Source organism: Nitrospirota bacterium (genome assembly GCA_016214845.1).
Classification (GTDB): Bacteria; Nitrospirota; Thermodesulfovibrionia; order UBA6902; family UBA6902; genus SURF-23.
This window is the reverse complement of record JACRMS010000037.1, coordinates 41,844-68,495: the sequence shown is the minus strand read 5'-3', so window position 1 is coordinate 68,495 and position 26,652 is coordinate 41,844. Positions and strand designations below refer to the sequence as shown.

The 26,652-nt window shown below is 46.1% G+C and carries 28 protein-coding genes and 1 tRNA gene; 8 read left to right on the top strand and 21 right to left on the bottom strand.

Translation table 11 applies throughout. The annotated features are described in order from the left end of the window. Positions 1-19: 19 nt before the first annotated feature. From HZB61_14075 to HZB61_14055, 5 genes are read right to left on the bottom strand one after another with little or no spacing between them, the layout of a single operon-like run. The gene (locus HZB61_14075; GenBank protein ID MBI5057737.1) at positions 20-865 is read right to left on the bottom strand and encodes an NAD(+)/NADH kinase; all 846 of its coding nucleotides are present in this window, start codon (positions 863-865) and stop codon (positions 20-22) included. Further along, positions 862-1,281 carry a tRNA (adenosine(37)-N6)-threonylcarbamoyltransferase complex ATPase subunit type 1 TsaE gene (gene tsaE / locus HZB61_14070; GenBank protein MBI5057736.1) on the bottom strand — a complete coding sequence of 140 codons (420 nt, stop codon included), beginning with the start codon at positions 1,279-1,281 and terminating at the stop codon, positions 862-864. Before tsaE ends, HZB61_14075 begins: the two co-directional genes overlap by 4 nt. After that, positions 1,278-1,724 (bottom strand): CBS domain-containing protein, encoded by a 447-nt coding sequence (locus tag HZB61_14065; GenBank protein ID MBI5057735.1) that lies wholly within the window; start codon positions 1,722-1,724, stop codon positions 1,278-1,280. The genes tsaE and HZB61_14065 overlap by 4 nt, the downstream gene beginning before the upstream one ends. 36 nt (positions 1,725-1,760) lie before the next feature. After that, positions 1,761-2,456, bottom strand: a complete 696-nt coding sequence (pgeF, locus tag HZB61_14060; GenBank protein ID MBI5057734.1) for a peptidoglycan editing factor PgeF — start codon at positions 2,454-2,456, stop codon at positions 1,761-1,763. Positions 2,457-2,481: 25 nt separating this feature from the next. Then, the gene (locus HZB61_14055) at positions 2,482-4,098 is read right to left on the bottom strand and encodes an NAD(P)H-hydrate dehydratase (protein ID MBI5057733.1); all 1,617 of its coding nucleotides are present in this window, start codon (positions 4,096-4,098) and stop codon (positions 2,482-2,484) included. Positions 4,099-4,257: 159 nt separating this feature from the next. Between HZB61_14055 and HZB61_14050 the strand changes: the two genes are divergently transcribed. Next, positions 4,258-4,770, top strand: coding sequence for a SoxR reducing system RseC family protein (locus HZB61_14050; GenBank protein MBI5057732.1), 513 nt, complete (start codon positions 4,258-4,260; stop codon positions 4,768-4,770). 66 nt (positions 4,771-4,836) lie between these two features. On the opposite strand, the gene acpS is transcribed toward HZB61_14050, so the two are convergent. The 13 genes from acpS to HZB61_13985 all read right to left on the bottom strand — a co-directional run bounded on the left by acpS (position 4,837) and on the right by HZB61_13985 (position 16,371). Further along, entirely contained in the window at positions 4,837-5,217 is a 381-nt protein-coding gene (acpS, locus tag HZB61_14045) for a holo-ACP synthase (GenBank protein MBI5057731.1), read from the bottom strand. An 18-nt stretch (positions 5,218-5,235) separates the two neighbouring features. Then, positions 5,236-8,634 carry a DEAD/DEAH box helicase family protein gene (locus HZB61_14040; GenBank protein ID MBI5057730.1) on the bottom strand — a complete coding sequence of 1,133 codons (3,399 nt, stop codon included), beginning with the start codon at positions 8,632-8,634 and terminating at the stop codon, positions 5,236-5,238. Positions 8,635-8,641: 7 nt separating this feature from the next. Continuing rightward, the gene (locus tag HZB61_14035; protein ID MBI5057729.1) at positions 8,642-8,857 is read right to left on the bottom strand and encodes a DUF2283 domain-containing protein; all 216 of its coding nucleotides are present in this window, start codon (positions 8,855-8,857) and stop codon (positions 8,642-8,644) included. Continuing rightward, positions 8,845-9,165: a DUF4258 domain-containing protein gene (locus tag HZB61_14030; GenBank protein MBI5057728.1), complete on the bottom strand. Its 321-nt coding sequence runs from the start codon at positions 9,163-9,165 to the stop codon at positions 8,845-8,847. The genes HZB61_14035 and HZB61_14030 overlap by 13 nt, the downstream gene beginning before the upstream one ends. Beyond that, positions 9,162-11,207 carry a site-specific DNA-methyltransferase gene (locus HZB61_14025; protein MBI5057727.1) on the bottom strand — a complete coding sequence of 682 codons (2,046 nt, stop codon included), beginning with the start codon at positions 11,205-11,207 and terminating at the stop codon, positions 9,162-9,164. Before HZB61_14025 ends, HZB61_14030 begins: the two co-directional genes overlap by 4 nt. A 78-nt stretch (positions 11,208-11,285) precedes the next feature. Beyond that, a complete protein-coding gene (locus HZB61_14020) occupies positions 11,286-12,338 on the bottom strand; it encodes a hypothetical protein (GenBank protein MBI5057726.1) in 1,053 nt (350 codons plus the stop codon). Between the two features lie 27 nt (positions 12,339-12,365). After that, a complete protein-coding gene (locus HZB61_14015; protein ID MBI5057725.1) occupies positions 12,366-12,650 on the bottom strand; it encodes a DUF2442 domain-containing protein in 285 nt (94 codons plus the stop codon). A gap of 11 nt (positions 12,651-12,661) precedes the next feature. Beyond that, positions 12,662-12,922 carry a DUF4160 domain-containing protein gene (locus tag HZB61_14010; protein MBI5057724.1) on the bottom strand — a complete coding sequence of 87 codons (261 nt, stop codon included), beginning with the start codon at positions 12,920-12,922 and terminating at the stop codon, positions 12,662-12,664. Positions 12,923-12,932: 10 nt separating this feature from the next. After that, a complete protein-coding gene (locus tag HZB61_14005) occupies positions 12,933-13,085 on the bottom strand; it encodes a hypothetical protein (protein MBI5057723.1) in 153 nt (50 codons plus the stop codon). Between the two features lie 107 nt (positions 13,086-13,192). Next, positions 13,193-13,435: a hypothetical protein gene (locus tag HZB61_14000; GenBank protein MBI5057722.1), complete on the bottom strand. Its 243-nt coding sequence runs from the start codon at positions 13,433-13,435 to the stop codon at positions 13,193-13,195. Between the two features lie 62 nt (positions 13,436-13,497). Beyond that, positions 13,498-14,211, bottom strand: coding sequence for a pyridoxine 5'-phosphate synthase (locus HZB61_13995; GenBank protein MBI5057721.1), 714 nt, complete (start codon positions 14,209-14,211; stop codon positions 13,498-13,500). Positions 14,212-14,329: 118 nt separating this feature from the next. Continuing rightward, positions 14,330-15,274: an ABC transporter ATP-binding protein gene (locus tag HZB61_13990; protein MBI5057720.1), complete on the bottom strand. Its 945-nt coding sequence runs from the start codon at positions 15,272-15,274 to the stop codon at positions 14,330-14,332. A gap of 119 nt (positions 15,275-15,393) precedes the next feature. Continuing rightward, the gene (locus HZB61_13985; GenBank protein MBI5057719.1) at positions 15,394-16,371 is read right to left on the bottom strand and encodes an ABC transporter ATP-binding protein; all 978 of its coding nucleotides are present in this window, start codon (positions 16,369-16,371) and stop codon (positions 15,394-15,396) included. 335 nt (positions 16,372-16,706) lie between these two features. Between HZB61_13985 and dksA the strand changes: the two genes are divergently transcribed. Continuing rightward, positions 16,707-17,084: an RNA polymerase-binding protein DksA gene (dksA, locus tag HZB61_13980; protein MBI5057718.1), complete on the top strand. Its 378-nt coding sequence runs from the start codon at positions 16,707-16,709 to the stop codon at positions 17,082-17,084. Between the two features lie 232 nt (positions 17,085-17,316). Then, positions 17,317-17,389, top strand: a tRNA-Thr gene (locus HZB61_13975). Positions 17,390-17,397: 8 nt separating this feature from the next. Here HZB61_13975 and HZB61_13970 read toward each other — a convergent pair. Then, on the bottom strand, positions 17,398-18,963 hold the full coding sequence (locus tag HZB61_13970) for a PilT/PilU family type 4a pilus ATPase (protein ID MBI5057717.1): 1,566 nt from the start codon (positions 18,961-18,963) through the stop codon (positions 17,398-17,400). A 126-nt stretch (positions 18,964-19,089) separates the two neighbouring features. On the opposite strand from HZB61_13970, the gene HZB61_13965 reads away from it, so the two are divergent. Genes HZB61_13965 through HZB61_13955 form a run of 3 tightly spaced genes read left to right on the top strand, consistent with a single transcriptional unit; the run spans position 19,090 to position 22,473 of the window. Next, on the top strand, positions 19,090-19,911 hold the full coding sequence (locus HZB61_13965) for a polysaccharide deacetylase family protein (protein ID MBI5057716.1): 822 nt from the start codon (positions 19,090-19,092) through the stop codon (positions 19,909-19,911). Between the two features lie 19 nt (positions 19,912-19,930). Beyond that, complete coding sequence (locus HZB61_13960) at positions 19,931-21,202, top strand: putative glycoside hydrolase (protein MBI5057715.1); 1,272 nt, start codon at positions 19,931-19,933, stop codon at positions 21,200-21,202. Between the two features lie 32 nt (positions 21,203-21,234). Further along, positions 21,235-22,473, top strand: a complete 1,239-nt coding sequence (locus tag HZB61_13955) for a beta-lactamase family protein (protein MBI5057714.1) — start codon at positions 21,235-21,237, stop codon at positions 22,471-22,473. A 20-nt stretch (positions 22,474-22,493) separates the two neighbouring features. Here the strand turns inward: HZB61_13955 and HZB61_13950 are convergent, their stop codons facing one another. Beyond that, positions 22,494-23,240, bottom strand: a complete 747-nt coding sequence (locus HZB61_13950; protein ID MBI5057713.1) for a DUF1295 domain-containing protein — start codon at positions 23,238-23,240, stop codon at positions 22,494-22,496. A 307-nt stretch (positions 23,241-23,547) separates the two neighbouring features. Between HZB61_13950 and HZB61_13945 the strand changes: the two genes are divergently transcribed. After that, complete coding sequence (locus tag HZB61_13945) at positions 23,548-24,213, top strand: site-2 protease family protein (protein ID MBI5057712.1); 666 nt, start codon at positions 23,548-23,550, stop codon at positions 24,211-24,213. Positions 24,214-24,230: 17 nt separating this feature from the next. Further along, positions 24,231-25,226, top strand: coding sequence for a tryptophan--tRNA ligase (gene trpS / locus HZB61_13940; protein ID MBI5057711.1), 996 nt, complete (start codon positions 24,231-24,233; stop codon positions 25,224-25,226). A 36-nt stretch (positions 25,227-25,262) separates the two neighbouring features. On the opposite strand, the gene HZB61_13935 is transcribed toward trpS, so the two are convergent. Further along, the gene (locus HZB61_13935) at positions 25,263-26,606 is read right to left on the bottom strand and encodes a citrate synthase (protein MBI5057710.1); all 1,344 of its coding nucleotides are present in this window, start codon (positions 26,604-26,606) and stop codon (positions 25,263-25,265) included. Positions 26,607-26,652: the final 46 nt, after the last annotated feature.

The window sequence follows — 26,652 nt, the reverse complement described above, 5'->3', positions numbered from 1 at the left end:
ATCGCGATACGCCCTTACATTATTCTCCCCACTTCAACTTTGTCCTCAATATCTGAAAATAATCCTTACTGTGAAGGACGACAAATTTTGTTTTGTAATCAGCTTTCATGATCTTCAGCTTGTCATTTACTTTCAGAGGAAACCCGACCTGCCCGTCAAGTGTCAGATAGACGTCGTCACCGCTTTTAATAGTGGCCTCCAGCACGATTGTGTCCGGCAGCACAATAGGCCTGCTCGTCAATGTATGCGGACATATGGGCGTCATCAAAAAAGTCTCAAGCGTTGGATACAGGATCGGCCCGCCAGCTGAAAGAGAATGGGCGGTAGAGCCTGTAGGTGTGGAGATGATCAATCCATCCGCCCTGAAACTGCTGGCATATTTATTATTAATGCGGATATCGAGTTCAAACATCCTTGAAAGCGCGCTCTTGTTCAACACCACATCGTTAAGCGCATTGTGCCGGACCACTCTCTTGCCGCCCCTGTACACGTCGGCCAAAAGCATGATCCTCTCCTCGAAAGCGCATTGGCCCGAAAGGACCTTGTCTATTTCTTTTTCAACCTCGTCCCTGCCGATCTCAGTGATAAAACCAAGTCCGCCGAGATTCACTCCGAGTATAGGGACACCGAGGTTCCCGACAAGCCTCGCAATGCTCAACAGCGTGCCGTCGCCGCCAAAGACAATGATGATGTCCGACATTGACGGGATCTTTTTTCTCGGATGGCCCTTAACTTTCAGAAACGCCGCCACATCGCTCTCAATGAAAAATTTAAACCCTTGCCCTTTTAACCGCTTCAGAAAATCCTTAACGGCTTTTACTGCCTCAGGCTCGCCTCTTTTTGCAATGATGCCGATATTCTTCATATTTCAATTCCCTCTATTTCGATCTCACGCAGGTTATCATCGATATGGGCCAGCTTTATCCTGATGCTTTTCTCAGGAATATCTTCCCCTGCCCTTTCAGCCCATTCAATAACAGCTATGCCGTCTGTGCCGGGATATTCATGTAACCCAAGCTCCTGCGCGCCTTCAGGGGTGACTCTGTAAAGGTCAATATGATAAAAAGGTACACTCGCGTCATACTCCGCGATAATGGTAAAACTCGCGCTGGTAATATCCCGCTCTTTAATCCCAAAGGCGGAAGCAATGCCCTTGACCATGGTTGTTTTCCCCGAACCAAGCTCACCATACATACAAACGACGTCTCCGGGTTTCAGTTTTTTCCCGATTTTGAAGCCAACATCTTTTGTATCTGCATCGCTCTTACTTACAAGCTTCATAAAGTCATGGCTCTGACCATGTCGGCTTTACCTATTATTCCAACTACAGTATTGCCTCTGAGCACCGGAAGAAGGTGAATGTGCTGTTCAGCCATTATTGTCGCAATTTCCTCTACAGTTGTTTCTTCCGTTATTGATACAACTTTCCTGGCGCAGATCTCGTCAACAGTGGTTGCCGCCATCTTCCTGATCTCATCCTCGATCCTGCCGGAGCCCAGAAGGATGAAGGCATCAAAAAGCCTGATGACCGTCGGAATATGCAGACGCTTATTCTGACTTATGAGGTCGTTCTCCGTAACAATACCGATAAGGATTTTATTTTCATCAGTTACAGGCACGCCGCTGATTTTATTATTCATAAACAACCTTGCAAGCTCTTCCACTGTAGCTTCGGGTTTTACGGTGATCACGTCCTTCGTCATAATGTCTTTTGCCTTGAGCATCATCCCTCCGATTTAAGTTAATTTCACTTGTTTATCTTACCACATTCCGATAAACCCGCCCTGCCGACCAGCATGGTCTTTCGCATATCTGTAAGAATGGAACCTCTCAGGATTGCAAAATGTGCATTCGTTGGACTGCCAGACATTCTGCTCCGGGATACCCATTGACAGGGCCTGAATTTTATTGGCGGCTGCAATGTCGATAAAATATCTGCCGTTCTTTCTTAGATAATAATTCCCTTCTCCGGTTACTTTGCATACATCTTCTTTCACTTCATCTCCAACCTCATAACAGCATTGCCTGATGCTCGGGCCTATGGCGATTGATATATCTTTTGCGGAGCAATGGAAGTTCTCCGTCATGGCGGCTATGGTCCCCTTTAAAATCTGCTTTGCCGTCCCTCTCCAGCCTGCGTGAACAGCGCCGATGATTTTTTTATTTTTATCATATAGAAGAATTGGCACGCAGTCAGCAACCTGGATCCCGATTAATATTCCTTTCATGTCAGTAATCACCGCATCGGCAACTGCCGGTTCCCTATCAGAGTTGAGCACATGTATTTTGTTAGTATGCTTCTGGACCGGCATATAAATATTGTCCCTGGGAATATCGAGTTCTTCAGCCACGGAGTCAGTTATGTTACCGTTCGCAAATATCCTAGTTGTAAAAAATGCCCTGATATTTAATGAAGAAGGTGAATTAATATTTGGCGGCTGAATAAGCAGTTCCATATTTCAGATTACGCAATTATCTAAATCATCTATTAAGTATTGATCTGAAAACCTTCGGTACCGCACTTATTATATCCGATGCAATGAGAGAATGTTCGCCCTTTTCTGCAGCAACAATGTCGCCTAATAATCCATGGATATATACGCCGAGGATTGAAGCGCTTTGAGGAGTCAATCTTTGAGCAAGAAAAGCAGAGATCATTCCTGTAAGCACATCTCCTGTCCCCGCGGTCGCCATTCCGGGATTGCCGGTCGGATTAATAAAAGCATTCCCATCAGGTGCAGCAATAATGGTTGGTGCGCCTTTGAGGATAAGATATATTTTTGTTTGTTTAGAAAATAATAAGGCTGTGTTAATCCGGTCTTTCTCTATTGAGGCCCGGATGTTTTCTTCTGACTTCTGGCTTCTTACTTCTGACTTCTGTAGCAGCCTCGCCATCTCGCCGGAATGAGGAGTGAGAATTACCGGCGACTTCGCTTTCTTTAAAACACCGGTCCTGCCTGTTAGCGCATTCAACCCGTCAGCGTCAATAACAATTGGGACTCTTGATCCGGCAATCAGCATCGCGACAAGCCTTGATATCTCATCATCTGCTGAAAGCCCGGGGCCTATCGCAAGGACGTTTGCCCGCTTCTTTAGAAATTCCAGGACCGCATCAGATGACTTATATGAAAGTGTGCCGTTGCCTTTGTCCGCAAGGGGTAAAAGCATTTCCTCAGTCACCCTCGACTGAAAAGCATTAACGAGTGTATCGGGAATCCCGATTGTCACAAGGCCCGCGCCTGTCCTTAAACAAGCCTTTGCCGCCATAAGCGCCGCGCCGGTCTTCCCTTTTGACCCGGCCAGTAACAGGACATGACCGTACGTGCCTTTGTGAGAGTATCCTGGCCTTTCAGGTAAAAGAGAAATTGCATCCTCTCTCTGCGGCAGATTGACCCTGATCTTCTCTGATACTAATAATTGTTTTGGGAAACCTATATCTTCTATAAACAACTTCCCCGTATATTCAGCTCCGGGATAAAGGAGATGACCTCTCTTGGGAAGCCCGAATGTTACAGTATAATGCGCCTTGATCGCACAGCCCATAATCTGTCCCGTGTCAGAAGAAACGCCGGAAGGGATATCAACGGACACAACCGGTGATGACAGCCTGTTGACCTTTTCTATTATTTGTGAGAAAGGAGGCAGGACATCCTTATTTAATCCCGTGCCAAGAAGCGCATCAACTATAAGACAGTGACGAGTGACGAGTGACGAGTGACGAGCAAGAAATTTATTTGCAGGATATATTTTTACGCCGAATTTAACTGCCGCATCATAATTTGTATTTGCATCGCCTTTTAAATCCTGCGGCTTCGCAAAGGAAAACACCTCAACATCCCTTCCCTGATCGTGCAATATTCTTGCGGCAACAAATCCGTCCCCCCCGTTGTTCCCTCCGCCGCAAAGCACAAGAATTTTTCTCTGTTGCATCTCTGTCTTCTGTCTTCTGTCTTCTGTCTTCTGGTAAAACAGTTCATTAATCCTCGATACAACCGCAAGCCCTGCCCTCTCCATAAGGACCGTGCCTGCGACGCCGAATCTATCAATGGTAATCCGGTCTATTTGCTGCATCTCTTGTGCGGTAACGACTTTCAGCATATTATTGCCTCATAGTTTCTTTGTTGGTAAGGGCGTGAGCACCCTGCTCCTGCATTATATGTCCAATTATGACCAGTATAAGATACCGCTGTTTAATTATCAATTTCAATCATGATCTGGGTCATAGTAAACGGGATTTGACCGGGATAAGATAAGAACATGATAGCGCAAGGGGAAATAAGCGGACTCGAAACCGGCACTGTCCTTACTACGGAAGGCGCAGGGGCAACGGTCATTATAAACAAGAGCAAATCCTGCAATGAATGCGGCAAGGCCCAGGCGGGCATATGCGGCAAAGGCGGAACAGGGATGATCATGAAGGTGCTGAATCCTTTTGGCGCTGAAAGAGGCGACACAGTTTTGCTGGGGCTCGATAAAAAGACGCACATAAAAATATATCTGCTCACCTATGTCCTGCCTGTCATCGTCCTTTTTATCAGCGCCGCGTCAGGCCATATAATTTCGCTGTCGTCAGGAATAAAGGGACTGGATGCAGCGGCAGGATTTACAGGGCTGATCATTTCTTTAATTTATTGCATAAACAAAGTCCGCAAAATTGACAGGACCACACAATTGTACATTACAGGGATATTGCGAGAGCCGCCTGATTGTAAAGAGTTCATAGGAGCCAGCCCTGAGGAAAAGGACTATCTCGCAGCATTCAGCAAGTGAGGGGACTGTTAATCCGCCGGATGGAAGGTGATTATGCGCCCCTTGCCATTAGCTGAAAGCTGACCGCTATAGGCTGTTTACTTCCAGCACCACACAGGCAATCCCGAATTCCTTCTCATGGCTCAGTGACAGGTGGCAATGCATGATCCCTTTGTCTTTGAAAAAGCTCTCAAGCCCGCCGTGGACTTTGATTGAAGGCTTGCCCTTTTCGTCATTCATGATCTCAACGTCTTTCAGATTGACAAAGACCTCCGACCCTATCGCCTTGACAAGCGCCTCTTTCGCCGCAAACCTCACGCTCGCGGAAAGATAAGGGTCTTTTTTATCAAAGCAATATGCGATCTCGTTCTCTGTAAGAAATTTCTTAAAAAAATTCATGCCCCATTTTTCATGGGCCTCCTTCATTCGTTCAATCTTCACAAGGTCTATGCCGATGCCGTAGATCATTATAGCTCCATTATTTTATCAATGATGCGCAAAGTAAATCTGATACAATCCTCTAATCCATTTCATTAGCCCTTCTCTCGCTGTATCAATGTCGGTCAACTCTTTCTCCTGATGTGCAATGTAGGTGTTCCTGAAATCATATATATCTTTCACAGTGCCATATAAACCTTCTTTGCCGAATCGGAAGAAACTCTGTTTTGCCGCATCAAAGACGCCTCCGATGTCATAGTCGCCCTGAGAATATTCGAGACAGAATTTCAGAAGCCCTATCGGCATAAGTCCATTTTTAAAAACCAGCGTCTTTTCAAGATTTCTGGCATTAGCTCTCAGCCAGTCAGTAGTACCTTTGTTAAGGCTTCCATAATATGGGGCGAAAAAGTTTTTCTGTTCAGCAGGGATAGCCGGAAGTAATGGCAGCAATAAATCAGTTATAAGTCCTTTGGCTGATTCATCAATCGGCCCGAGAAGTGCAGTAAATACAGGAGCGAATGACATGCCTTCCTTCTTCTCAAAAAATTGGAATACTGCTATTGCCTGTTCTATGGATTTTTTATAACGCGACGGCAACTTATCAAGATGTGTTGCGTTGATAAATTCTTCAATGCCGGTAATTTTTCCCTCAATATATTCACCCAGCGGTAAGGACAATTGTGGTTGGGCCCTTTCCCTTATTAGTTCTTGTAAAGATGGCGCACATGTCCTTACCAAATCTTCTGTTTTGTTAGAAGTAAAGCCGCTGAATACTGCCTGTGGCACATAAAGATATTGCCATTTCACTTTTGGAGATGATGCTGCCTTGCACCAGGAAACAGCAGCAGTTGCTTTCAATGGAACGTCAATATCTTCACGTCCTTTCGTTTCTACAAGCAGATAATTCCCGTCTTTCTTACTAACAATGAAATCAGGGGTGTAGAATGAAAGCCTTCCAGATCCTGACAGGTAATCTATCCTTAGCGACTGAGGCCCTGCATTTTTACAGAAGGACTGTACATCAGATGCACGATTTAAGAATGTTGTCATCGCAACTTCAAATTCTCTATTGCAAGGGACAAGATTGAACGGAGTATTTTCTGCAGGAAGCGTTGGGCGTGTCTCTGAATGTGTCACCTGAAAAGGCTTCCAGTTACAGACAGATACGGGTTCATACTGCTGAAGGCGATCTTCAATATAAGTAGTCCTGGAAAGAATCAAAGGAACAAACGTTGCCCTTATATGTTCCCGCACATCCGCGTCTGAAAGACGGCTGATGAGCGAGTCATCGAATATGCCGACCTTTTTCTCAAACAATATCTCTTCAAGAAAGGTCTGTATCAAGGGAGCTAATGTGCTGTGCAGACCGGTTAATCGTGTTTGCGCTTCAAGTTCTTTGCAATAGAATGAAATCGCTCCAACGCCGCTCTCAAGTAACGGAAGCTGTACTTTCATCTTCTCAATAATCTCATTTGTAAACAGATGTCTTCCCTCGTAATCAATCTCTGTCTTTCTTATTTCTCCGATGGGCAAAGGTGAAAATCTTGAGAAAGACTTTTTGATATCCTCAATTGTAATATTCTCAAGTTTGGGAGACCTTTTGTACCCTGCGCTTAGAGAGGGGATGAGAATATCGAGTTTGTCGAAATCCTTAGTCTTGTCGGGATATATTGTTACCGTTGTCTTTGGAACTTTGTTTATATCAACAACCTCAATCGGCAGCCCTTCCTGGCTTAACTGATCTTTATAGAGATTTACAAATGCCTTGTGTTCAACGACGGTTACAACCTCCGCAGCCTGTCCCGGCGGCGTCATGCGCCTGAGACCTCTACCGAGTGTCTGTTCAGGCAAGATGTTTGCCTTGGAACTGTATGGACGAAGCGGGACAATGGTTGTTACGTTCTTCACATCCCAGCCTTCCCGCAGCATTAAGACGGATACAATGCAGAGATAAGGGCTTTTATTGGAATCAAGTTCTCTTGACAGCTTTCTCAATTCCTTTAAATCTTCATCGCTGATCTCTTTTTCATCCTCAATGAATTCATAGTAGACCTTTTCGCCTTTGCCCCGTTTCTTGAGTTTGCCTTTAAGCCGTGTGTGGAGGTTGATCGTCTTGCCGTTAAGTTCTTTATAAAGGGAATCGGTATTCAATCTGTTCGCAATTTGGCTTGCAGATTCTGTGTCTTCTGTCATGACAAAGAGGAGCGCTTTCTTGCCGCTTTTTTCCCATTCCTCTTTAGATACAAGCCAGCGGGAATATCCTATCATTAAATGTTGCTGATACTTAATTGAGTCGTCATCGCTCGTCTGCTCAATAAGCTTCTCACCTCTGCCGATGATAGGCGACTTAACTATCCCTGCGTCTACCGCCTCACCAAGAGGAGCGTCGCATATAACATGTTTGAAAATATTCCCCTTGTTGTCTTTAGGAGTAGCGGAAAAATCGAGATGGGCGACAATGCCTTCCCCTCCTCTTTTCCTGATTGTATCGTTTAGGTAGGTTATCGCCTCGTTCCATGCAGAATCAGGGTCCCAGACATGGTGCGCTTCGTCATTGAGGACCATGATGCGCTTATGAGAAGTTATACGTTCCCTGAGCGCTTCGCCTGTATCAAGGGCCTTTGCCTTTGATACGGCAGGCCCCATCCAGTCGTAGGTCTCGGCGTCTTTTTTCCTCTGCCTTTTGCCTGTTTCATATAGACGATGGATGTTTGTCAGATATAAAGTTCCGCTAGTGACTGCGCCGGTTGCATCGTCCTGAAGCACTACTGATAAATTCCAGTCCCCTCTCCATGCAATCGGTATCAGCGGGTCTCTGTCGAATATCGCGCCGTCGCCGAAATCCTCTTTCAGCCTTTCAAAGACAGTAAGGTTGGGCGCAACCACAACGAAATGCTTTGCCATTGGGGAATAGGATTCTCTGAGGGCGTGAAAGTAACTCCACACAATAGCAAGGCTCATTATCTTTGTCTTGCCTGCTCCTGTAGCTACCTTAAAGGCATATTTGGCCCAGAGGTCTTCTTCTGGGTCTATGCCTAATGCGGCAATCTCTCTGTTATCTCCTCCGAACTCGGAAACTATTCCTGAGAGCGTATCAAGCCCACGCACTTCTCTTAAAAAAATAAAAGTCTCAAGCGCCTCTCTCTGGCAGAAATAATATCTGAAAGGTATAAAGTCCCCCTCGCTGTTTTTAATCGTGTGGTCTCTGTCGAACCAGTGATAAAGAAGTTCCCGCGTGGTATCCGACGCTCCGGCGTAATCCGTATCTCTCCATTCAGTAACATAATGGCGGAGATTTTGTGCTATAACAATATCGCTCGGCCTTCTTCCTTTTACAAGTTCGGCAGGCTCGCCCTCTTTCTTGGCCCTGACACGATGGTGTGTCGGCATTTCGTGGGGAAGGTATAATGGCTCAAGGGCGGAGAGATTTATGATAGGGCTTGTCATTTGTTATTTAAACAATAACAACTTCTAAAGGTATGGAATTGACTTCTTCGGGATTGTCCTTTTTTAGATAATTGATTTTTTCAAAGCCGATTATTTCTCCATGCTCATCTTTCTTGACAATAACGCCGTTCCCTACTTCCTCATTAATGCAGGGTCTTGGTTTTTCAAACCACACATCAAGCGTATTACCGACTTTATCAAATGTTATGGTTATCTTTTCCATACGGTTTCTCCTTCTTTTATCCTGTCTGTTATATATGCTGTTATTATAAAGCCATTGCCATTTAAATGTCTTGCAACAACACATAGGTAATATTTCTCATAAGGAAAATAATACAGGTAAACATCCCGGTCTTCCGAGCTTCTTCTGATTTCAGAAGGTTCAGAAAGACACTGCTTAACCTCGGAATCCTTTCCTTCAATTTCAGGATGTTTCAGTTTCGTTATCAGTTCCCAGTGACTGCCGGTTGTTCTTATTATTTTACCTAAAACAGACTTGACCTCGAAATAAATATTCATATCTCCCCTCATATCTCTACTTCCAGCGTTATACTCGTATCACACCCGAATATATCAACCACTTTAACACATACGGTGTATTTACCCTTCTTTGGATATTTGTCGAATTCGTGATTGGATACTGTCGGAAGCGAGCGGTCTTTTCTTGTGCGGTATGCCTGCCAGTGGTGTTCAAACGGTTGCCCGTCCTGATAGTCAAAGTCCACTGCCCAGAAATCTATGAAATCAAAGCCACTCTTTATCGCTCTTTCTTTCAGGGCTTCAAGTTCCTTGCTTGGGACTTCTGCAAGCGATGGGACAAACTTGGTGAGTTTGATGTCAACAGCTTTCTTCCCTTTCTCTTTTTTATAAACAACCTCTGCCTCAAGCACTGCCACCTCAAGAAACGGCGGCGGCGTGGTTCTGTTCTTCTCCATAATCTCACGGGGGATGGGAATGAGCTTTATCTTAACGCCGTCGGCATGTTCAATCTCATGACAGACAAGCCTCAAGTCCATTTCGAATTCCCACGCAAGGCAGTGAAGCTCCTTTGCGCCTGCCTCTTTCGCAGCCTTTGCAACCGCCTTCAGTTCATCCCGTGTAAAGAGCCCGTCAATGCTGTTAACGTGACAGAGGGCGGAGCTTTTTCTGCCGTGAATGAGCGGGGAGCTTGAGTTTTGCAATACCTCCGCCCTGTAGAATTCAAGCACGACCTTGCGATGCTCATCATCAGCGCCCTTTAATCTTTCCTTCTGCCACCACTGACGCTCATATCTGCCGAGGTTATAGACGTCAAATGCGCGATATGGTTTGTCTTCTTCGTAAAGTTTGCGCTGAAGCTCAATCATCCGCTTGCGGGTTGTGTGGATGGCGAACCTTCCGAGGTCAGACATAATCCATCGCCGTCCAAGTTTTTCTGCCACTGCTCCGGTTGTTCCACTTCCGCAAAAAAAGTCGGCAACAAGATCGCCTTCGTTGGACGAGGCTTTAATGATACGCTCAAGAAGAGCTTCGGGTTTTTGGGTTGAATATCCTAGAAGTTCTATTGACTGGTTGTGAATCTTGTTAATGTCCGTCCAAATGTCTTGCAGAACTGTTCCATCATACTCGCTTTCGTATCGTTTTAATCGTGGCACACCAGACTTTGGATAGTGAATTCTCCCAGCTTGATCGAATTCCTCCATCTTATCTTTCGTATATGCCCAAGTACGGTTTGCGGCTGGCCAAACTCCTTTCCATTCATAAAGCAAGTTTCCACCATTGCCATGTTTCGGTGCATCTAAAGGAAGTCTTGCATATCTTTCTTTTTTCTTTTCATCGTATTGATCAAAAAACATATTTATGTAATCTGTATTTGGTTTCTGAAATACTTTATTCCATGTGCGAGTTTCATTTTTAGAAAGAAGAAAAATCGTATCATGAATTGAACCGCAACGTGAAGGATCGTTATGAGCGAAAGCTCTACGCCAGATAATTTCATTTATAAAATTTTGCACCCCAAAAATATCTTCTAATATACTACGAACAAGATGACTAACAGTTGGTCCAACATGCACATAAATACTCCCTGTCTCACTCAGCAACTCTCTCATGATCGTGAGCCGTTCATACATCATGTGAAGATAAGAGTCCGTTCCTTTACCCCACATATCCCGATATGCAACCATCTCAAGCGTTGATTGATCTTTGCCGATGGTTTCCTTGCTATCTCCGACCGGAACATTCATCGTGAAATCCGCCCCAACATCAAACGGCGGGTCTATGTAAATGAGGTCAATCTTGCCTTTGAAGTCTTTGAGCAGGCTTGCCATAACGAGCTTATTATCGCCCCAGATGAGCCTATTGCGGAAGTCGTCTTTGTGCGCCTTCTGCGCGTCAAACAAACCTGTCTGGCTTAAACGGCTGGCGGGTTCGTCGATGGTCTCGATCTTCTGCATCGGCATGGCGCATCCGGCAATGTCCACCTCGCGCCTGTTGCCGTACTCGTCATACTTCCCTTCCCACACAAGCTCCGTCTTACGAGCGCTTAATGGGTGAGGGTTGTCAGTGCCGTATTTGGAATTATTACCAGACATTTACTCTCCATGCTGTTTTTCTACAGTGTATTAAAAATTACAACTCATAACAAAATCTGATTTAAAAATTAAAGTAGATCATCCTATTGGAATTCTTCTCTGTATCAAATAATTAAACCCCTCTTGCCTTGTTACTATCCATAATTCATCGAGTGTGTGTATGGCGTTAGACAAGTTGTTTTTAATAGTAAAATATTCTTTTTCTTCTTTTCTTAGCAATTCTTCCCAGTCGTTTTCATTTTCATAGAAACGTGGAGACTTCCAATCTATCCAATTTTCAATTATAGGGATTTTCACAAATGGCCAAAGCATCTCAGAAATGATAATGATTGCAATTTTTTTCTTATTAGACGATTGCAATGTAATAGCTGATTCATATACTCTGAGCAAAACAATGTTAATCCCCGTGTAAAGAGGGTAGCTACTGAATGTTCCAGTACTTGCAGATATTAAGAACTCATCTTCATCTTTTTTTTGCCCAATGAACTTTACTTGTATCGCTGTATTTATATCGTAAGGGTCAGTGCACTCAATATCGTGTTCTCCGCCTTTTGCTTCAAGATTTGTTATATTCCATCCTTGTTGTTCTAACCATTCAGCAATCTGAAGTTCAACCAACTTCCCCTGAAATATCTTTGCCTTTTTATGGCGTTCACATTCATTTTTTTGTTCCATCCAATGCTCTTGGAGATCTTTTATATAGTTTGAATTTAGATTAATTATCGGTTTGCCTTCTTTTAAAAAATATTTATGGATAGGAGATGTAATCTTTTTCAGATGACCACGCTCAAAAGCCAATAATAATATAGAGCAATGTGAGGCATTATCACTAAATAAGTGCACTTTGTGGAAATCGTTCCAAATGTTGTCAGGAAGAAAGATATTCCTTAACGCTACGCATTTATTTCTGAGATTTCCGAATTCATACAGAATATTGTTTGGATTTATTTCACTATTTTTCTGACATTGACAATCTAATTCAACTTTCTGCATCGGCATGGCGCATCCGGCAATGTCCACCTCACGCCTGTTGCCGTACTCGTCATACTTCCCCTCCCAGACAAGCTCTGTCTTTCTCGTGCTCAATGGATGCGGGTTGTCGGGGCCGTATTTGGATTCTTGCTTAGACATAAAATTCTGCGTTAAAATTACTGATTATCAAACCACCGCTTTTTCCGGCGTGACCCATGACGGAAGTGGTTCCCCTGTTGCCTCGTGATAGAGCGTCTCAGGCGCAATATCCACACCATCAGGCCAGCACAGTGTTCCGATTTCTCTGTTGACATAAAACTGTTTGAAATATTCTATCTCGGAGAAGCGGCTGAATACCCCGCCTTTCTTTGTATATGTCTGCAAGTCAACGACGCCTCTTTTATCGTTTTCAAATATAAGCTCCAGCTTGTATCCTTCAATATGCCTTGCTTCTATAACATCATAGTACATAGAATTCCTCCTTACTTTAGGGGTTCGATCTGAAATAAAGGCTCTTTCGCTCTTGCCAATTCCCAATCTCTTTTAAGTTCATCTTTATGGATTTCAGCCCATTCCATAACAAGTCCCAATGCCCTTGGCGGCAGATATCCTTCCAGTACTGCGAAGTCTTCAATTCTTATGGAAGCGGAATAGCTGCCGTATCTTACGTGGAAATGGGGAGGATTGTGATCATCAAAGAACATCGCTATGACAATTCCAAAAAACCTGCTTATCTCCGGCATAATTACTCCTTTAATAATAATTTAGCATTATTACAGATCCGGCGATGTCCACCTCACGCCTGTTACCGTACTCGTCATACTTCCCCTCCCAAACAAGCTCTGTCTTTCGGGCGCTTAATGGATGCGGGTTGTCAGGGCCATATTTGGGGGAGTCTTTTGACATGAAGAATTATAGCAAAAAAGGAGTTGTTTGGTGTGATAAAAAACTGGATTCCCGCCTTCGCGGGAATGACATAGGGACTCTATTGATTAAAACCTACGAGAAATACCCTAAGTCTCATTCTCAATGGCCTTAAGGTCTTTTTTTAACTGTTCCGGCGTAACTCTTCTTCTTTTATTCCGGACTATTTTCTTCCACAACATATCGGGACTGAAAATCCCGAGGTCTGACGCATACTTAATAATCGCAGCCCTTGCTGCTTCATCTTTGCTTGGGAAAAGTCCTGCTTCAACCATCTTTGTTAATACATCTTCTTCTGCTTTATCTAAAACAACATTTGCAATAGCTCTCATTTTAGTCACCTCCTCTATGACCTTTATTTTATATTAATAATTTTCCTTTTTCTATAAAACCTCTATCCGCTTATCAATCTTTTCATCTCGCTTACTGCCTTTTCCATTCCTGTGTAGACCGACATGGCTACAATGCTGTGGCCGATGTACAGGCCGCGCAAGCCTTTGATGGCGGCGATCTTTTTTACGTTTGTATAATTTAAGCCATGCCCTGCGTTGACGAGCAGTCCGATGTCGAGCGCGCTTTTCACAGCCTTCTGGACCCTCTTCAATTCCGTCATCTGCTTTTTACCTTTAGCGTTTGAATAAAGGCCGGTGTGTATCTCTACCATCGTCGCGCCGAGCTTTTTTGACGTTTCAATGTCGGTGCTTGATGGATCGATGAAAAGACTTACCGGGATGCCTTTGCCCTGTATCGCGTCAATCGCCTTCTTTATTTTCTTCCCGCCCTTTTTCAGATCAAGCCCGCCTTCGGTTGTAAGCTCCGCCCTTTTTTCAGGCACGAGTGTGACCATGTCGGGCCTGACCTTTAAAGCGATGCTTACCATTTCACCCGTGGCAGCCATTTCAAGATTTAACTCTACCGATGACACCAGTTTCCTCATCAGCTTCAGGTCCCTGTCCTGAATATGTCTTCTGTCCTCGCGAAGATGAATAGTGATCCCGTCCGCGCCCCCTGAAATCGCAAGCGCAGCAGCTTTCACAGGATCAGGCTCAATATCTTTCCTCGCCTCTCTGACAGTTGCTACATGATCAACGTTTACCCCAAGCAGCATGTTCCCTCCTCTATGTATGTTATTATCCCGGAAGTGTCATGCCGAACTTGTTTCGGCATCTCTTTAACAGACCCTGAAACAAGTTCAGGGTGACAGTCGTTACCCGTTACTTTTTTTGTTACCACAAATGGCACGACACCCATCTGTCCTTCTTTGCTTCCTTATAAACAGGAACTATGGTATCACAAGGTCCAAATCTCTTGTGGCACCTCGGATGAAATGGACATCCCGGCGGTATATGCACCGGACTGGGCACATCGCCTTCAAGGATGATCCTCTCGACTTTCCCCCCGACCTCAGGCTTCGGCACAGCCGATAAGAGGGCCTCGGTATAGGGATGCATCGGGTCTTTTAAAAGCTCATCGGTCCCTGACATCTCCACTATCTTTCCTAAGTACATCACGGCAACTCTGTCGCTGAAATGCTCTATAGCGGGAAGATTATGGCTGATAAATAAAAAGGCCAATCCTGAATCTTTCTGAAGGCCCTCAAGAAGATTTATCATCTGCGCCTGGATCGATACGTCAAGAGCGGAAAGCGGTTCATCCGCCACTATCATCTTCGGATTGACCGCCAGGGCCCTCGCAATGCAGATCCTCTGCCTTTGCCCTCCGCTGAATTCGTGCGGATATTTAAAGAGGGAATCAGCCCCGAGCCCGACCTTTTCAAGGAGTTGCGCGACCCTGTCCTTAACTTCCCCCCCGCTCACGATATTATTTACAATAAGTCCTTCGCCGACAGCGTCAAGTATTCTCATCCTCGGATTAAGCGAGGCAAGCGGGTCCTGAAATATTATCTGAAGCCCTCTCCTGATCTTTGAAAGCTCCTGTCCCTTCGCCTGTAAAATGTCGATGCCGTCAAAAAGAATTTTACCGGCGGTAGGCCCGATCAATTTCAGGGCCAATTTCCCGAGTGTCGATTTTCCGCAGCCGCTCTCCCCGACAAGCCCGAAGACCTCCGCCTCATTAACAGAGAAGCTGACATCGTCAACGGCTTTCAGGAAATGGTCCTCCTTCACCGGAAAATATTTTTTTATGTTTTCAATTTTTAATAGTTCTTTCATGTTTAATCGTAAGTAATAAGCATTTTGTCACCCTGAACTCGTTTCAGGGTCTCGTATTTATTCCCATTAGATGCTGAAACAAGTTCAGCATGACAGAAAAAACTGTAATCGGAAAACCCTCATATCTCCATCGCCCTGATGCATCTGCTGAAATGCTCCTTGCCGACAGGCAGAAGGTCAGGCTCTTTTAAATGACATTCCTTTATGACATAACGGCACCGTGTTGTGAATTTACACCCGGAAGGCAGTTCGCTTAATTTCGGGACCTGGCCGGGAATCGGTATCAGCTTCTCACCTTTGCTCCTTGGCAATGATTCAAGCAGGCCGATTGTATACGGATGCCGGGGATTGTTGAAGATATCATTGACAGGCGACTTTTCAACTATCCTGCCCGCATACATTACCTCAACCCGCCGCGCCCATTCCGCGACTATGCCGAGGTCATGCGTTATCAGGAGCACCGACATCTTGTTCTTTTCTTTGAGGCTTCCAAGCAATTCGAGGATCTGGGCCTGAATGGTAACATCAAGGGCTGTGGTAGGCTCATCCGCGATCAGCAGCGAAGGATTACACGCTATTGCCATCGCTATCATTACCCTCTGCCTCATCCCGCCGCTCATCTGATGCGGGTATTCTCTTACCCGTAATTCAGGCGAGGGTATCCTCACGCTTTTGAGAAGTTCGACAGCTTTGTCCATCGCGTCCTTTTTTGTAATGTCCCGGTGGGTCAAAAGCACCTCGGCGATCTGGCTCCCAACGGTAAAGACAGGATTAAGGGAGGTCATCGGCTCCTGAAAGACCATCGAAATATTCCCGCCCCGGATCTTCCGCAAGGCGTCATTGCTCTTGGTGAGCAGGTCTTCGCCGTTAAAAAATATCCTGCCTGAATAAACCGCGTTTGAAGGCAGGAGCTTCATTATTGAAAGGGCGGTGAGCGTCTTGCCGCTGCCGCTTTCCCCGACAATGGCAAAAAAATCTTTTTCATCAACTTTAAAACTGACGCTGTCAACTGTCTTCAGGGGCTTATCATCGATAATAAAAGATATGTTGAGGTCTTCGACGGAAAGGAGGGGCGGAGGTATTATTAAAGGATTCATGCGCGAATTCCGAATAGCACGTTGTGAGTATTTGGTTTTGATGTGTTAAATTAAAGTAAACAATGACACTTTGTCAAGGCATTGTGTTGTCCGAAAGGGGTTTGACTTAATAGATGGGAATCTGTTAATTTACTGTTTATTTAAAATAAGAAAATTTTTTACCGAGGATAACCAACATGCCAAAGAAAAAAATAGCAGTTAAGAAAAAGACAGTGAAACAGGCCAAACCCGTAAAAAAATCCAAGGTACAAAAACCGAAAAAATCCGAACCGAAAAAGAAGGCCCCGGCTGTGGCGATGAAAGCAAAGACTAAAGCAACGGAGAAACAAGCAAGTATGACACCAAGAGAAAATCTAATACAGGACATCAAACAGAAACTTTTATCTCAGAGAGATTTATTGCTGAAAGAAGCGGAGGAAACACTCAATACCCTCCCCTCAGAACTTAACTTCCCTGACATGGGAGACCAGGCGACCGCGGAAACCGACAGGAACTTCATTCTCAGATTGAGGGACCGTGAACGCATGCTCCTGAAGAAGATCGAAGAAACCATCGAAAGGATGGAGAGCGGAGCTTACGGCATATGCGAAGAATGCGGCAATGAGATCGGCATAAAGAGACTTGAGGCAAGACCTGTCACAACATTGTGCATAGATTGCAAAACCCGCCAGGAAGAAGAGGAGAGAATCTCCGAAGGCAGTAGTAGTAGTTAAAGGTTATTTTAAATTTTAATTGTAAGATTGTAAGAAGGGCAAGCGCCATGCTTGTCCTTCTTTGTTTGTCAGAGCTATCTGTATTTAACATAGCGCTAAGAGGGATAACCCACTGGAAAGCGGTTGGATTGTAGTGTATTATATAAAACAATTCGTGGTGAAGCCTGTGAAGTAGGGGCGGGTTTTAAACCCGCCCCTACAGAATTTCAAATTAAAGATATTAATTGAATTTGCCACCGTGGCTCAAATGGCAGAGCGGCGCATTCGTAATGCGCAGGTTAGGGGTTCGATTCCCCTCGGTGGCTTTGTAGTTTTATGCGCTTCCGGTTCTGATCAAATCCTGAAAATATGACGGGGTGTCGGCAAACTCCAGACCGTCCTCAAACCTGATCCTGCCTTCAAGACATAACTTGGCGATGCTGCGGTCAATGGACAGCATATCTTCCGAAGCAACCTGCATAAGCGATCTGATATTAATGATCTTCCCGTCCCTGATCAAATTTCTGACCCTCGAAGACCCTGCCAGTTTTTCAAACGCGAGCACCTTGCCGTCATCTCCTTTTCTGGGAATGAGCCTCTGCGCCAATACGAGCAGCAAGGTGTCCGCAAGCTGCATCTTTATCTGGGGCTGACGGTTTTGGGGGAAGATATTGAGTATCCTGTCAATCGCCGAGGTTGTATTCAGGGAGGTCATAGCGCCGATGACGAGGTGTCCGGTTTCAGCGGCAATGAGGGCGGCGGCAATGCTCTCGGTATCTCTCAAATCGCTTATCACGATAACATCCGGGGCCTGTCTTAAAATATGTTTCAGCCCCTCAGCGAACGATTCCGTGTCAATGCCGATCTCTCTCTGGTTCACATTGCTCAATTTATGCTTATGCAGATACTTGATCGGGTCTTCAAGCGTCACGATATTACATTTCCTGTTTGAATTAATTAAGTCGACAAGCGCGGACAGTGTTGTGGCCTTGCCATCTCCTGATAAGCCGGTAACAAGGATCAAACCCTGCGGCTTCATGGCATAATCAGTTATCCAGTCAGGGATGTTCAGTTCTTTTAAAGAAGGAATACCCTCAAGCATCCGGCGGGCGGAAAGAGATATGGAATTCCTCTGCTTGTACAGACTTATCCTGAAGCGGCCTGTGCCGGCAAGCGGGAGCACGAAGTCCAGTTCCTTTCTCTTTTCAAATTCCTCGATTTGCTCCCTCTTGAGGATCTCGTAAGCGAATTCTCTCATCTGCCCCGCGCTGATCTTAGGCATTGAGAGCCTTCTCAACTCATTATTGACCCGCATACACGGAGACGCTCCTGCGGTAAGTTGAAGGCCGGTCGCCTTGAAATCAGCGAGGAGTTTCAGCAGCGTATATATGCCGGGGATCTTTGACTCAAAGGATACCTTTTCGTGTTTAAGTTTCTCACCTTCAAAATAAGCATTCCCGTATCCCTCTTCTTCAAACCGGCTTATCGCCTTGTCCATCTGATGATGTGGGACAATATATGGCTTTACCTCGCCGCCGACAGAAGACTCTATCCTCTGTATGGCGGTTGCGTCATCAGGATCGACCATAGCGACGAACACGATATTGTTGGATTTGTTCAAAGGCAGTATCTTCAAAGACTTCACCTGATCAAACGGCACAAGCCTCAAAACATCGGGGGAGACCGTTGCCTCAAACAGGTTCACGAACGGGAGGTCGTGCTGCCTGCCCAAAACGCTCAGGAGCATATCATCACCCACATATCCCATTTCCTCAAGGATCGATCCAAGCCGCCCCCCGGCCAGCATCTGCCTGTCGAGCGCCTTTGCAAGCTGCTCCTGTGTTATCAGGTCGTAATCAAGGAGGATTTCTCCAAGGCGTGGTTTATGTTTTCCTGCCAAGTCTTGCATAGCAAATTAAGTGAAGATTAAATTGTTTGTTTAAGGTCCAATAATTATAACATACGGCACAATTTTCACAAGGAAAATCTCCATTCCGTTTAAACTAAAGTCCGATATAATAAGCGTATGAATATTTACCGTGCTAAAAGTTGTCTGCCGGTCTTTCTCCTGCTCGCACTTGTCCTCTCATGCCTGTCTCCGGCGAATGGAGAGTCAAAGGCGGGAAGCGGAATCGCTGTCTCCGTGCCGATTCTGCTCTACCACCGTTTCGGCCCGGCGGTTGCTGACAGCATGACCGTTACCACGCCTGTTTTTGAGTCCCATCTGAAATATCTCAAAGATAACGGCTACACGGTGATACCGCTCAGGCAGCTTCTTGAATACCTTGTTAATAAAACCCCGCTGCCTGCAAAGTCCGTGGTGATCACAGCGGATGACGGGCACAGAACGGTTTATACTGAGATGTTTCCCCTGATAAAAAAATACAATATCCCGGTGACGCTTTTTATTTATCCCTCAGCGATATCAAACGCTCCATACGCGATGACGTGGGAACAACTCAGGGAGATGAACAGATCGGGGTTGATCGATATCCAGTCGCATTCATACTGGCATCCCAATTTCAAAAAAGATAAAAAGAAGATGGCCCCCGCCGAATATGAAAGATCCGTGGAGATGCAGTTTAATAAACCAAAAGACAAGATCGGGAAAGAACTCGGCGTCAATGTGGACCTGCTGGCATGGCCCTTCGGCATCTATGATGATGAACTGGTCCGCAAGGCAGGGGAAGCCGGATATATCGCGGCCTTTACAATCGAGAGGCGGCATGTGACGATTTCCGAAAACATCATGACCCTGCCACGTTATCTCATGGTCGATAACGACAGGGGCAGGACGTTTGAAATGCTGCTGAAAGGCAGCGCGTCAAAGCGAAAAGCAGGGTATTAGTTCTGTGATAAAATATAGCATGTTTAGAAACTTCATAATAATTTTATCTGCAATAGTCTTCTTCCCCTTGCAGGCGCATTCGGGATACACTGCGGGGAAGGTGGTTGATCTATTCACCGGGCAGCCCGTAAAGGACGCCATTATCACGCTGAACAGCGAAGTCTCATTGACGAATGAGAGCGGCGATTTTTTTGTAAAGGCAGAGGGAAGCAGTCTGTCCGTCAGGGCGCACGGATATTTAAAGGAAGAACTTCCGTTAAATATACCGTTGATCACCACGCCTCTTATTGTAAAGCTGACACCCTTTAAACCGAAGGGGCTTTATCTCACTGTTTACGGCATAGGGGACAGGAACCTGAGGAACGCGGCGCTGGGACTCATAGAAGAGACCGAGCTTAACACTCTTGTAATTGATGTAAAAGGAGACAGGGGTTTGGTCCCTTATAAAAGTTCAGTCCCTCTTGCGTCTGAAATAGGGGCGCAGAAAATAACAACCGTCAGAGACATAAGAGGCCTCATGAAATCACTGAAGGAAAAAGGCATATACACCATTGCCCGTATTGTGGTTTTTAAAGACAACCTGCTTGCGCTGGCGAGGCCTGATCTCGCGGTCAAAACACGCAGGGGAGATATATGGCTGGACAGGGAAGACCTTGCATGGGTAGACCCTTGCGCTGAAGAGGTGTGGGACTATAACATCAACATCGCGATTGAGGCAGCGCAGCTTGGATTCGATGAGATACAATTCGACTATGTGCGCTTTCCCGATGCTGCGGGACTCGAATTTTCCGTGCCGAACACCGAGGCGCACAGGACAATGTCTATCTCGATGTTTCTCCGGGAGGCAAAAAAGAGGCTCACGCCTTACAATGTATTTCTTTCGGCGGACATATTCGGTTACGTCTGCTGGAACCTTAATGACACGGACATCGGACAGAGGATCGAAGATATTTCGAAGATCGTAGATTACGTATCGCCCATGCTTTATCCATCAGGTTTTCAGTACGGCATCCCGGGATATTTAAATCCGGTTGCCCATCCTTATGAGATAGTTTATCTCTCACTTAAAAGGGCGCTGGAGAGGACCAGCCTTCCGCCGAAGCGTTTCAGGCCGTGGCTTCAGGCGTTTAGAGATTACGCCTTTGACAGGAGGCATTTCACGGGCTATGAGATCAGGGCCCAAATAGATGCCGCTGAAAAAGCCGGCTCTGACGGATGGATGCTTTGGAACCCCCATAATGTTTATTCACCGGACGGTTTAAAAAAGAAGAAGGAAAGGATAAATTTTTGAACAGGCTTCTCTCAGGTGCAATTCTCATTCTGATGTCAGTTGCCCTCTTGGGGTATGGATTTAGATCCAGTGCATCAGCAATGGATATAAAAGAAGAGCAGTTAAAGCAGGTCCCCGGCATTGTCAATGAAGCAATCGCAAAAGGACAGGTCCCCGGCGCGGTCATATTGATCGGCGATAAGGAGAACGTCATTTACCGGGGAGCATTTGGAAACCGCGCGGTAAAACCGGAAAAACTGCCGATGGCCGCTGATACCATCTTTGACCTCGCCTCGCTCACCAAGGTTATTGCTACAACAACCGCCGTGATGCAGCTTGCGGAGAACGGGAAATTAAATCTGGACGACCCTGTCGTCAAATATTGGCCAGAGTTCGGGGCAAACGGAAAGGAAGAAATTACAATAGGCCATCTGCTCATTCACTATTCAGGCCTGAGGGCTGATCTTCCTGTTACGCCCGAATGGACCGGTTATAAAACAGCGCTTATAAAAATCATCGCGGAGAAACCTGAACATCAGCCGGGGACGCTTTACACATACAGCGACATCAATTTTGAGGTCCTCGCGGAGATCGTTAAAAGGGTCTCAGGAAAGCCGCTTGATAAATACTGCGATGAACACATCTTTAAGCCTCTCGGAATGAAGGAAACATTCTTCAAACCATCCCGCTCCCTGCGCAGCCGCATCGCGCCAACAGAGTATCTGGAAGGAAAAAAGAAAAAACTTCGCTGGGGAAAGGTCCATGACCCTGTCGCCTTTTGTTCAGGCGGCGTGGCAGGACACGCGGGACTTTTCTCCACCGCTGATGACCTTTCCATATTCGCGCGGATGATATTGAATGGAGGAAGTTTAAACGGCGTTCATATTCTCAATCCTGATTCGGTTGCAAAGATGACGATGCCTCAATCGCCGGACGGGAAAATGCCGCTGCGCGGATACGGCTGGAATATTGGTCCACCGTTTGTCTCAAATCGCGGTGAATTGCAGCCGATGGGTTCCTTTTATCACACAGGCTACACAGGGACAGCCATCTGGATAGACCCTGTTACAGAAACTTATATAATCGTGCTGACAAACAGGGTGCATCCTTTCGGCAAGGGAGACGCTGGGCCTCTGCGCAAACAGATCGTCGCGCTTGTCGCGGAGACATCCGGGCCTCTTGCGGAAGAAAGTATTCTTGAGAAACTGCAGTCTATTTCGGCTTACTATGCCCTGAAAAAATCAGGCGGGGAGAGCAATAATAAGTTGCAGACGGAAACCGGTTCACATTGAGCGGTGACTGTTAACTGAATTCATCTTCCTTCAACATTTAATATCTTCGTCTTCCTTCTCAGCATTAACAGGATTACATATATTACCAATCCGGCAGCAAAAAAAATTATCCACGCCGGCTTCAACTCCGGTTTGCCTTCAGAGATCAGGGAGCGCGCCAGGTCAAGGAGCGGAAAGGTTGTGGTTATCACAAACAACCCGGTGTATTCTCTTTTAAGAACGTTCCTGAAAGAAAAAGGCAGATCAGGCTTCTGCCAGTTTTTAAAGCGCGGAAAAAACGCTGGCGTTGTCTCTGCCCATTTCACATAGTCATCGCCGAATTTTTCTCTCAGGAATTCTTCTTCCGCGAACATGATCCTCTCATAATAAAGCCAATAGGACAGAACTGCGAATATTACAAACCAGAGCGTCTGGATAAATAATGCCAACCCGAGGAAGATCAGGAAATTCCCGAGGTAAAGCGGATGTCTCGCCGTTGAATACCATCCGCTCGTATTCAGCACCTTGGCCTTCTGACCCGCAGTGTTTCTCCCTGATGTCCCCCTCGGCGTAAATCCAACCACAGCGCAGCGGACGATCAACCCGAGAAAAGATACCACGACACTAAAGGCCTCCCAGAGATTTTCCGCTGTGTCTCCTGAGACCCGCCTTAAAACTTCTCCCTCACGCAGGGCCATGAACAAGACCGGGAAAATGACAAAAGGCAGGTAACTGCGCCACCTGAAGAGCCAGTTCCCCGTCCTTTCAAATTCTTCTCTTAACGGCATTCAAAATCCTCCCTGGATTTTCATTCTTTCGTATTTAAATTGAAGAACAACTTATTGCAACCACAGAGTCACTGAGACACAGAGAAAATAAACAATGAAAACATGGCCCTTATTATTTTAATCTTCCTCCGTGCCTCTGTGTCTCTGTGGTAATTTGCATGTAATTACCACAGTTTTACGAACTGTTCCTGAATTCAGACTTTGTATTTTATGATATTCGCCATCAAAAAATATATCACGCCTTGCCGCTTACAAAACGCCCCTGCATAAATCACAGCGTTTAGGTTACAATAGTGGGGTTCAAATTATGGATATTTCATCTGACACGATAAGGCAGTTAATCATAGCCGCGCCGCCCATGCTTCTGGCCATTACATTCCATGAGCTGTCTCATGGTTTTGTCGCGAACAAGCTCGGCGACCCGACCGCTAAAATGATGGGAAGGCTTACTCTCAATCCGATAGCCCACATCGACCCCATCGGCACGGTTATCATGCCGCTTATCCTGCTTATTACCGGCGCGCCGGTATTCGGATACGCGAAGCCTGTGCCAATCAATCCTGCAAATTTCCATAACCCCAAAAGGGACATGGCGATTTCAGCGGCAGGAGGCCCGGTTTCCAATATACTACTTGCGATACTGAGCGTACTGTTCTTAAAATTCATAATAGTCCTGACCTCGGTGCTGCTGCCCCAGAACATCAGCTCCGCAGTCGCTGAACCGTTAACGTTGATGTGTGTCTTCAGCATCAGAATAAACATCTTTCTCGCGGCGTTCAACCTGATCCCGATACCGCCTCTTGACGGAGGACGGGTCCTTGTCGGCTTTCTTCCCTACAGGCAGGCGGCGGCATACAGCAGGATCGAACCATATGGATTCATAATAGTCCTGGCGCTGATTTTCACAGGCGTTGCGGGATACTTTGTTTTCCCCCTTGCAAACTTTTTCTCTGCCTTAGTGCGGTTGTTCTGAAGAAAGGAGATCGTCAATTGTCCAAACAAAGAGTACTCAGCGGAATACAGCCAAGCGGGAAATTGCATATAGGCAATCTCGTCGGCGCATTGCAGAATTGGGTGAGACTTCAGGAGCAGTATGAATGTTATTACTTCATTGCGGACTGGCACGCGCTTACATCCCAATATGCCGATACATCACAATTAAAAGAAAATATCAAAGATGTACTTGTCAATTGCCTTGCCGCGGGACTCGACCCGGAGAAGGCCACGATATTCCAGCAGTCGCATGTCCTTGAACATGCCGAACTCCATTTGCTGCTTTCAATGATAACCCCTCTCGGCTGGCTTGAGCGCGTGCCCACTTACAAGGAGAAGCTTGAACAGGTAAGCGACAAGGACATGCATACTTACGGGTTCCTTGGCTACCCGGTCCTCCAGTCCGCGGACATATTAATTTACAGGGCCAATCATGTGCCTGTCGGAGTGGACCAGGTGCCGCACCTGGAAATTACAAGAGAGATCTGCAGGAGGTTTAATAATTTTTACAGCGACGTGCTCATCGAGCCGGAGGCCCTTTTGACCGCGTTCCCGAAGGTGCCCGGCACAGACGGAAGAAAGATGAGCAAGACTTACGGCAATTGCATTTATCTCTCTGACACTCCGAAGGAAGTTGAGCAGAAGGTCAGGACGATGATGACAGACCCTGCAAGGATAAAGCGCACTGACAAGGGCGACCCTGAGCTTTCCCCTGTTTACCAGTTGCATAAGATATTTTCTTCCAAAGAAGAACAGGCGCAGGTTGCCGAAGGTTGCCGCACCGCAGGCATCGGCTGCATCGACTGCAAAAAGATCCTGATAAAAAATCTCCTGACGGTCCTTGAGCCGATCTGGGAGAAACGGAAATTCTTTCTTGAGAAACCTGATTATCTCGAAGATGTCCTTTCAACCGGTTCACAAAAAGCGAAGCAGGCGGCCTCTGAAACCATGAAGCTTGTCAGAAAAGCCATGAACCTCGACGGGTTGAAATAAAGATTACTCTCTCTTCAGTAAGCGATCAATCCTGAATTACCGCTTGGCCAGCGGCGTATAATTCTTCATCCCTTTTAAAGACGAAACATATGAGGGCCTGATGATCCTTCCCTGTATTATTTCCTCGATCCTGTGGGCCGACCATCCTGAGACCCTTGCCATCGCGAATATCGGGGTGAAAAGCTCTTTGGGTATTCCCATACACTGGTAGACAAAACCGGAGTAGAAGTCGACGTTAGTGCAGACGACTTTTCCTTTCTTGTCCCTGACAAGCTGCGGGGCCACCTTTGCAATTATTCTGTATAGCGAGAATTCTTTCTCTTTCCCATACAGCTTTGCAAGCTCTTCTCCCCTTTCCTCAAGGAACACCGCCCTCGGGTCTGACAATGTGTAGACCGCGTGTCCCAGTCCGTAAATCTTCCCGGACTTGTCGCCTGCCTTTTTATCGAGGGTCTTCAGAAGGTAAGCCCTGACCTCTTCGTCGCTTTCCCAGTCTTTAACATTTCGTTTGATGTCGTTTATCATACTGACTACGGCCTCATTGGCGCCGCCGTGAAGGTGTCCTGAAAGAGAGCCTATCCCCGCGCATATCGCCATGTAAGTGTTCGCGCCTGATGATGAGACGCATCTTGTAGAGAAGGTGGAGTTGTTGCCGCCTCCGTGCTCGGCGTGGAATATCAACATGGTGTCAAAGAGCTCTGCTGTGAACTTGTCAGGCGCCTTGCCGGACAGCATGTACAGGAAATTTTCAGCGGCGCTCAGGTCAGGGTCAGGCTCTATCAGTTTTTTATAATCATTCCTCTTCATCAGTTTCTTCTGATAGTTGTACGCTATGATCGTCGGGAACTTCGCTATCAGGTCTATGCACTGTCTTGTCACGTCCCTGATATCAATAGAATTAGGGTCTTTGTCAAAGAGGTGCATGGCCGATACAATAGTGTGAAGCGAACACATCTGGTCGTCATGCTTCGGCCTGTTGAGTATTATCTTTTTTGCTTCCGCGGGAAGAGGACGCCTTCTCCCGATTTCCTTTGAAAAGCTTTTCAGGTCTTCTTTTGAAGGAAGCTGCCCGGTCAAAAGGAGGTAGACCGTTTCCTCAAACCCGAACCTGCTCTCGCTTTCTTTTCCCCTTACCAGGTCTTCAACATCATAGCCGCAATAGTACAGCTTCCCGGGTATGGGGTTGAGTTTTTCCCCGCCTTCCCCTGATATGATCTTCTCATAGCCTATGACCTGACCTTTACTCGTGATGCCAGCGAAGACACCTGAACCGTCTTCGTTTCTCAGTCCCAACTTGATGTTTCTTTCTTTGACGAACTTCGGATCTACCCTGTCATGGAGCAATGCAAGCTCTTCCACTTTTTTCAGAACGCTCTCCATATATTTACCTCCGGGAATTATTTCAGCCTTCTATTTTATATTTTTG

What these genes read in the sequence shown, in the direction of transcription:
- HZB61_14075 (MBI5057737.1), bottom strand. Translation starts at nt 865, where the DNA reads ATGAAGAATATCGGCATCATTGCAAAAAGAGGCGAGCCTGAGGCAGTA.
- tsaE (MBI5057736.1), bottom strand. Translation starts at nt 1,281, where the DNA reads ATGAAGCTTGTAAGTAAGAGCGATGCAGATACAAAAGATGTTGGCTTC.
- HZB61_14065 (MBI5057735.1), bottom strand. Translation starts at nt 1,724, where the DNA reads ATGCTCAAGGCAAAAGACATTATGACGAAGGACGTGATCACCGTAAAA.
- pgeF (MBI5057734.1), bottom strand. Translation starts at nt 2,456, where the DNA reads ATGGAACTGCTTATTCAGCCGCCAAATATTAATTCACCTTCTTCATTA.
- HZB61_14055 (MBI5057733.1), bottom strand. Translation starts at nt 4,098, where the DNA reads ATGCTGAAAGTCGTTACCGCACAAGAGATGCAGCAAATAGACCGGATT.
- HZB61_14050 (MBI5057732.1), top strand. Translation starts at nt 4,258, where the DNA reads ATGATAGCGCAAGGGGAAATAAGCGGACTCGAAACCGGCACTGTCCTT.
- acpS (MBI5057731.1), bottom strand. Translation starts at nt 5,217, where the DNA reads ATGATCTACGGCATCGGCATAGACCTTGTGAAGATTGAACGAATGAAG.
- HZB61_14040 (MBI5057730.1), bottom strand. Translation starts at nt 8,634, where the DNA reads ATGACAAGCCCTATCATAAATCTCTCCGCCCTTGAGCCATTATACCTT.
- HZB61_14035 (MBI5057729.1), bottom strand. Translation starts at nt 8,857, where the DNA reads ATGGAAAAGATAACCATAACATTTGATAAAGTCGGTAATACGCTTGAT.
- HZB61_14030 (MBI5057728.1), bottom strand. Translation starts at nt 9,165, where the DNA reads ATGAGGGGAGATATGAATATTTATTTCGAGGTCAAGTCTGTTTTAGGT.
- HZB61_14025 (MBI5057727.1), bottom strand. Translation starts at nt 11,207, where the DNA reads ATGTCTGGTAATAATTCCAAATACGGCACTGACAACCCTCACCCATTA.
- HZB61_14020 (MBI5057726.1), bottom strand. Translation starts at nt 12,338, where the DNA reads ATGTCTAAGCAAGAATCCAAATACGGCCCCGACAACCCGCATCCATTG.
- HZB61_14015 (MBI5057725.1), bottom strand. Translation starts at nt 12,650, where the DNA reads ATGTACTATGATGTTATAGAAGCAAGGCATATTGAAGGATACAAGCTG.
- HZB61_14010 (MBI5057724.1), bottom strand. Translation starts at nt 12,922, where the DNA reads ATGCCGGAGATAAGCAGGTTTTTTGGAATTGTCATAGCGATGTTCTTT.
- HZB61_14005 (MBI5057723.1), bottom strand. Translation starts at nt 13,085, where the DNA reads ATGTCAAAAGACTCCCCCAAATATGGCCCTGACAACCCGCATCCATTA.
- HZB61_14000 (MBI5057722.1), bottom strand. Translation starts at nt 13,435, where the DNA reads ATGAGAGCTATTGCAAATGTTGTTTTAGATAAAGCAGAAGAAGATGTA.
- HZB61_13995 (MBI5057721.1), bottom strand. Translation starts at nt 14,211, where the DNA reads ATGCTGCTTGGGGTAAACGTTGATCATGTAGCAACTGTCAGAGAGGCG.
- HZB61_13990 (MBI5057720.1), bottom strand. Translation starts at nt 15,274, where the DNA reads ATGAAAGAACTATTAAAAATTGAAAACATAAAAAAATATTTTCCGGTG.
- HZB61_13985 (MBI5057719.1), bottom strand. Translation starts at nt 16,371, where the DNA reads ATGAATCCTTTAATAATACCTCCGCCCCTCCTTTCCGTCGAAGACCTC.
- dksA (MBI5057718.1), top strand. Translation starts at nt 16,707, where the DNA reads ATGACACCAAGAGAAAATCTAATACAGGACATCAAACAGAAACTTTTA.
- HZB61_13965 (MBI5057716.1), top strand. Translation starts at nt 19,090, where the DNA reads ATGAATATTTACCGTGCTAAAAGTTGTCTGCCGGTCTTTCTCCTGCTC.
- HZB61_13960 (MBI5057715.1), top strand. Translation starts at nt 19,931, where the DNA reads ATGTTTAGAAACTTCATAATAATTTTATCTGCAATAGTCTTCTTCCCC.
- HZB61_13955 (MBI5057714.1), top strand. Translation starts at nt 21,235, where the DNA reads ATGTCAGTTGCCCTCTTGGGGTATGGATTTAGATCCAGTGCATCAGCA.
- HZB61_13950 (MBI5057713.1), bottom strand. Translation starts at nt 23,240, where the DNA reads ATGCCGTTAAGAGAAGAATTTGAAAGGACGGGGAACTGGCTCTTCAGG.
- HZB61_13945 (MBI5057712.1), top strand. Translation starts at nt 23,548, where the DNA reads ATGGATATTTCATCTGACACGATAAGGCAGTTAATCATAGCCGCGCCG.
- HZB61_13935 (MBI5057710.1), bottom strand. Translation starts at nt 26,606, where the DNA reads ATGGAGAGCGTTCTGAAAAAAGTGGAAGAGCTTGCATTGCTCCATGAC.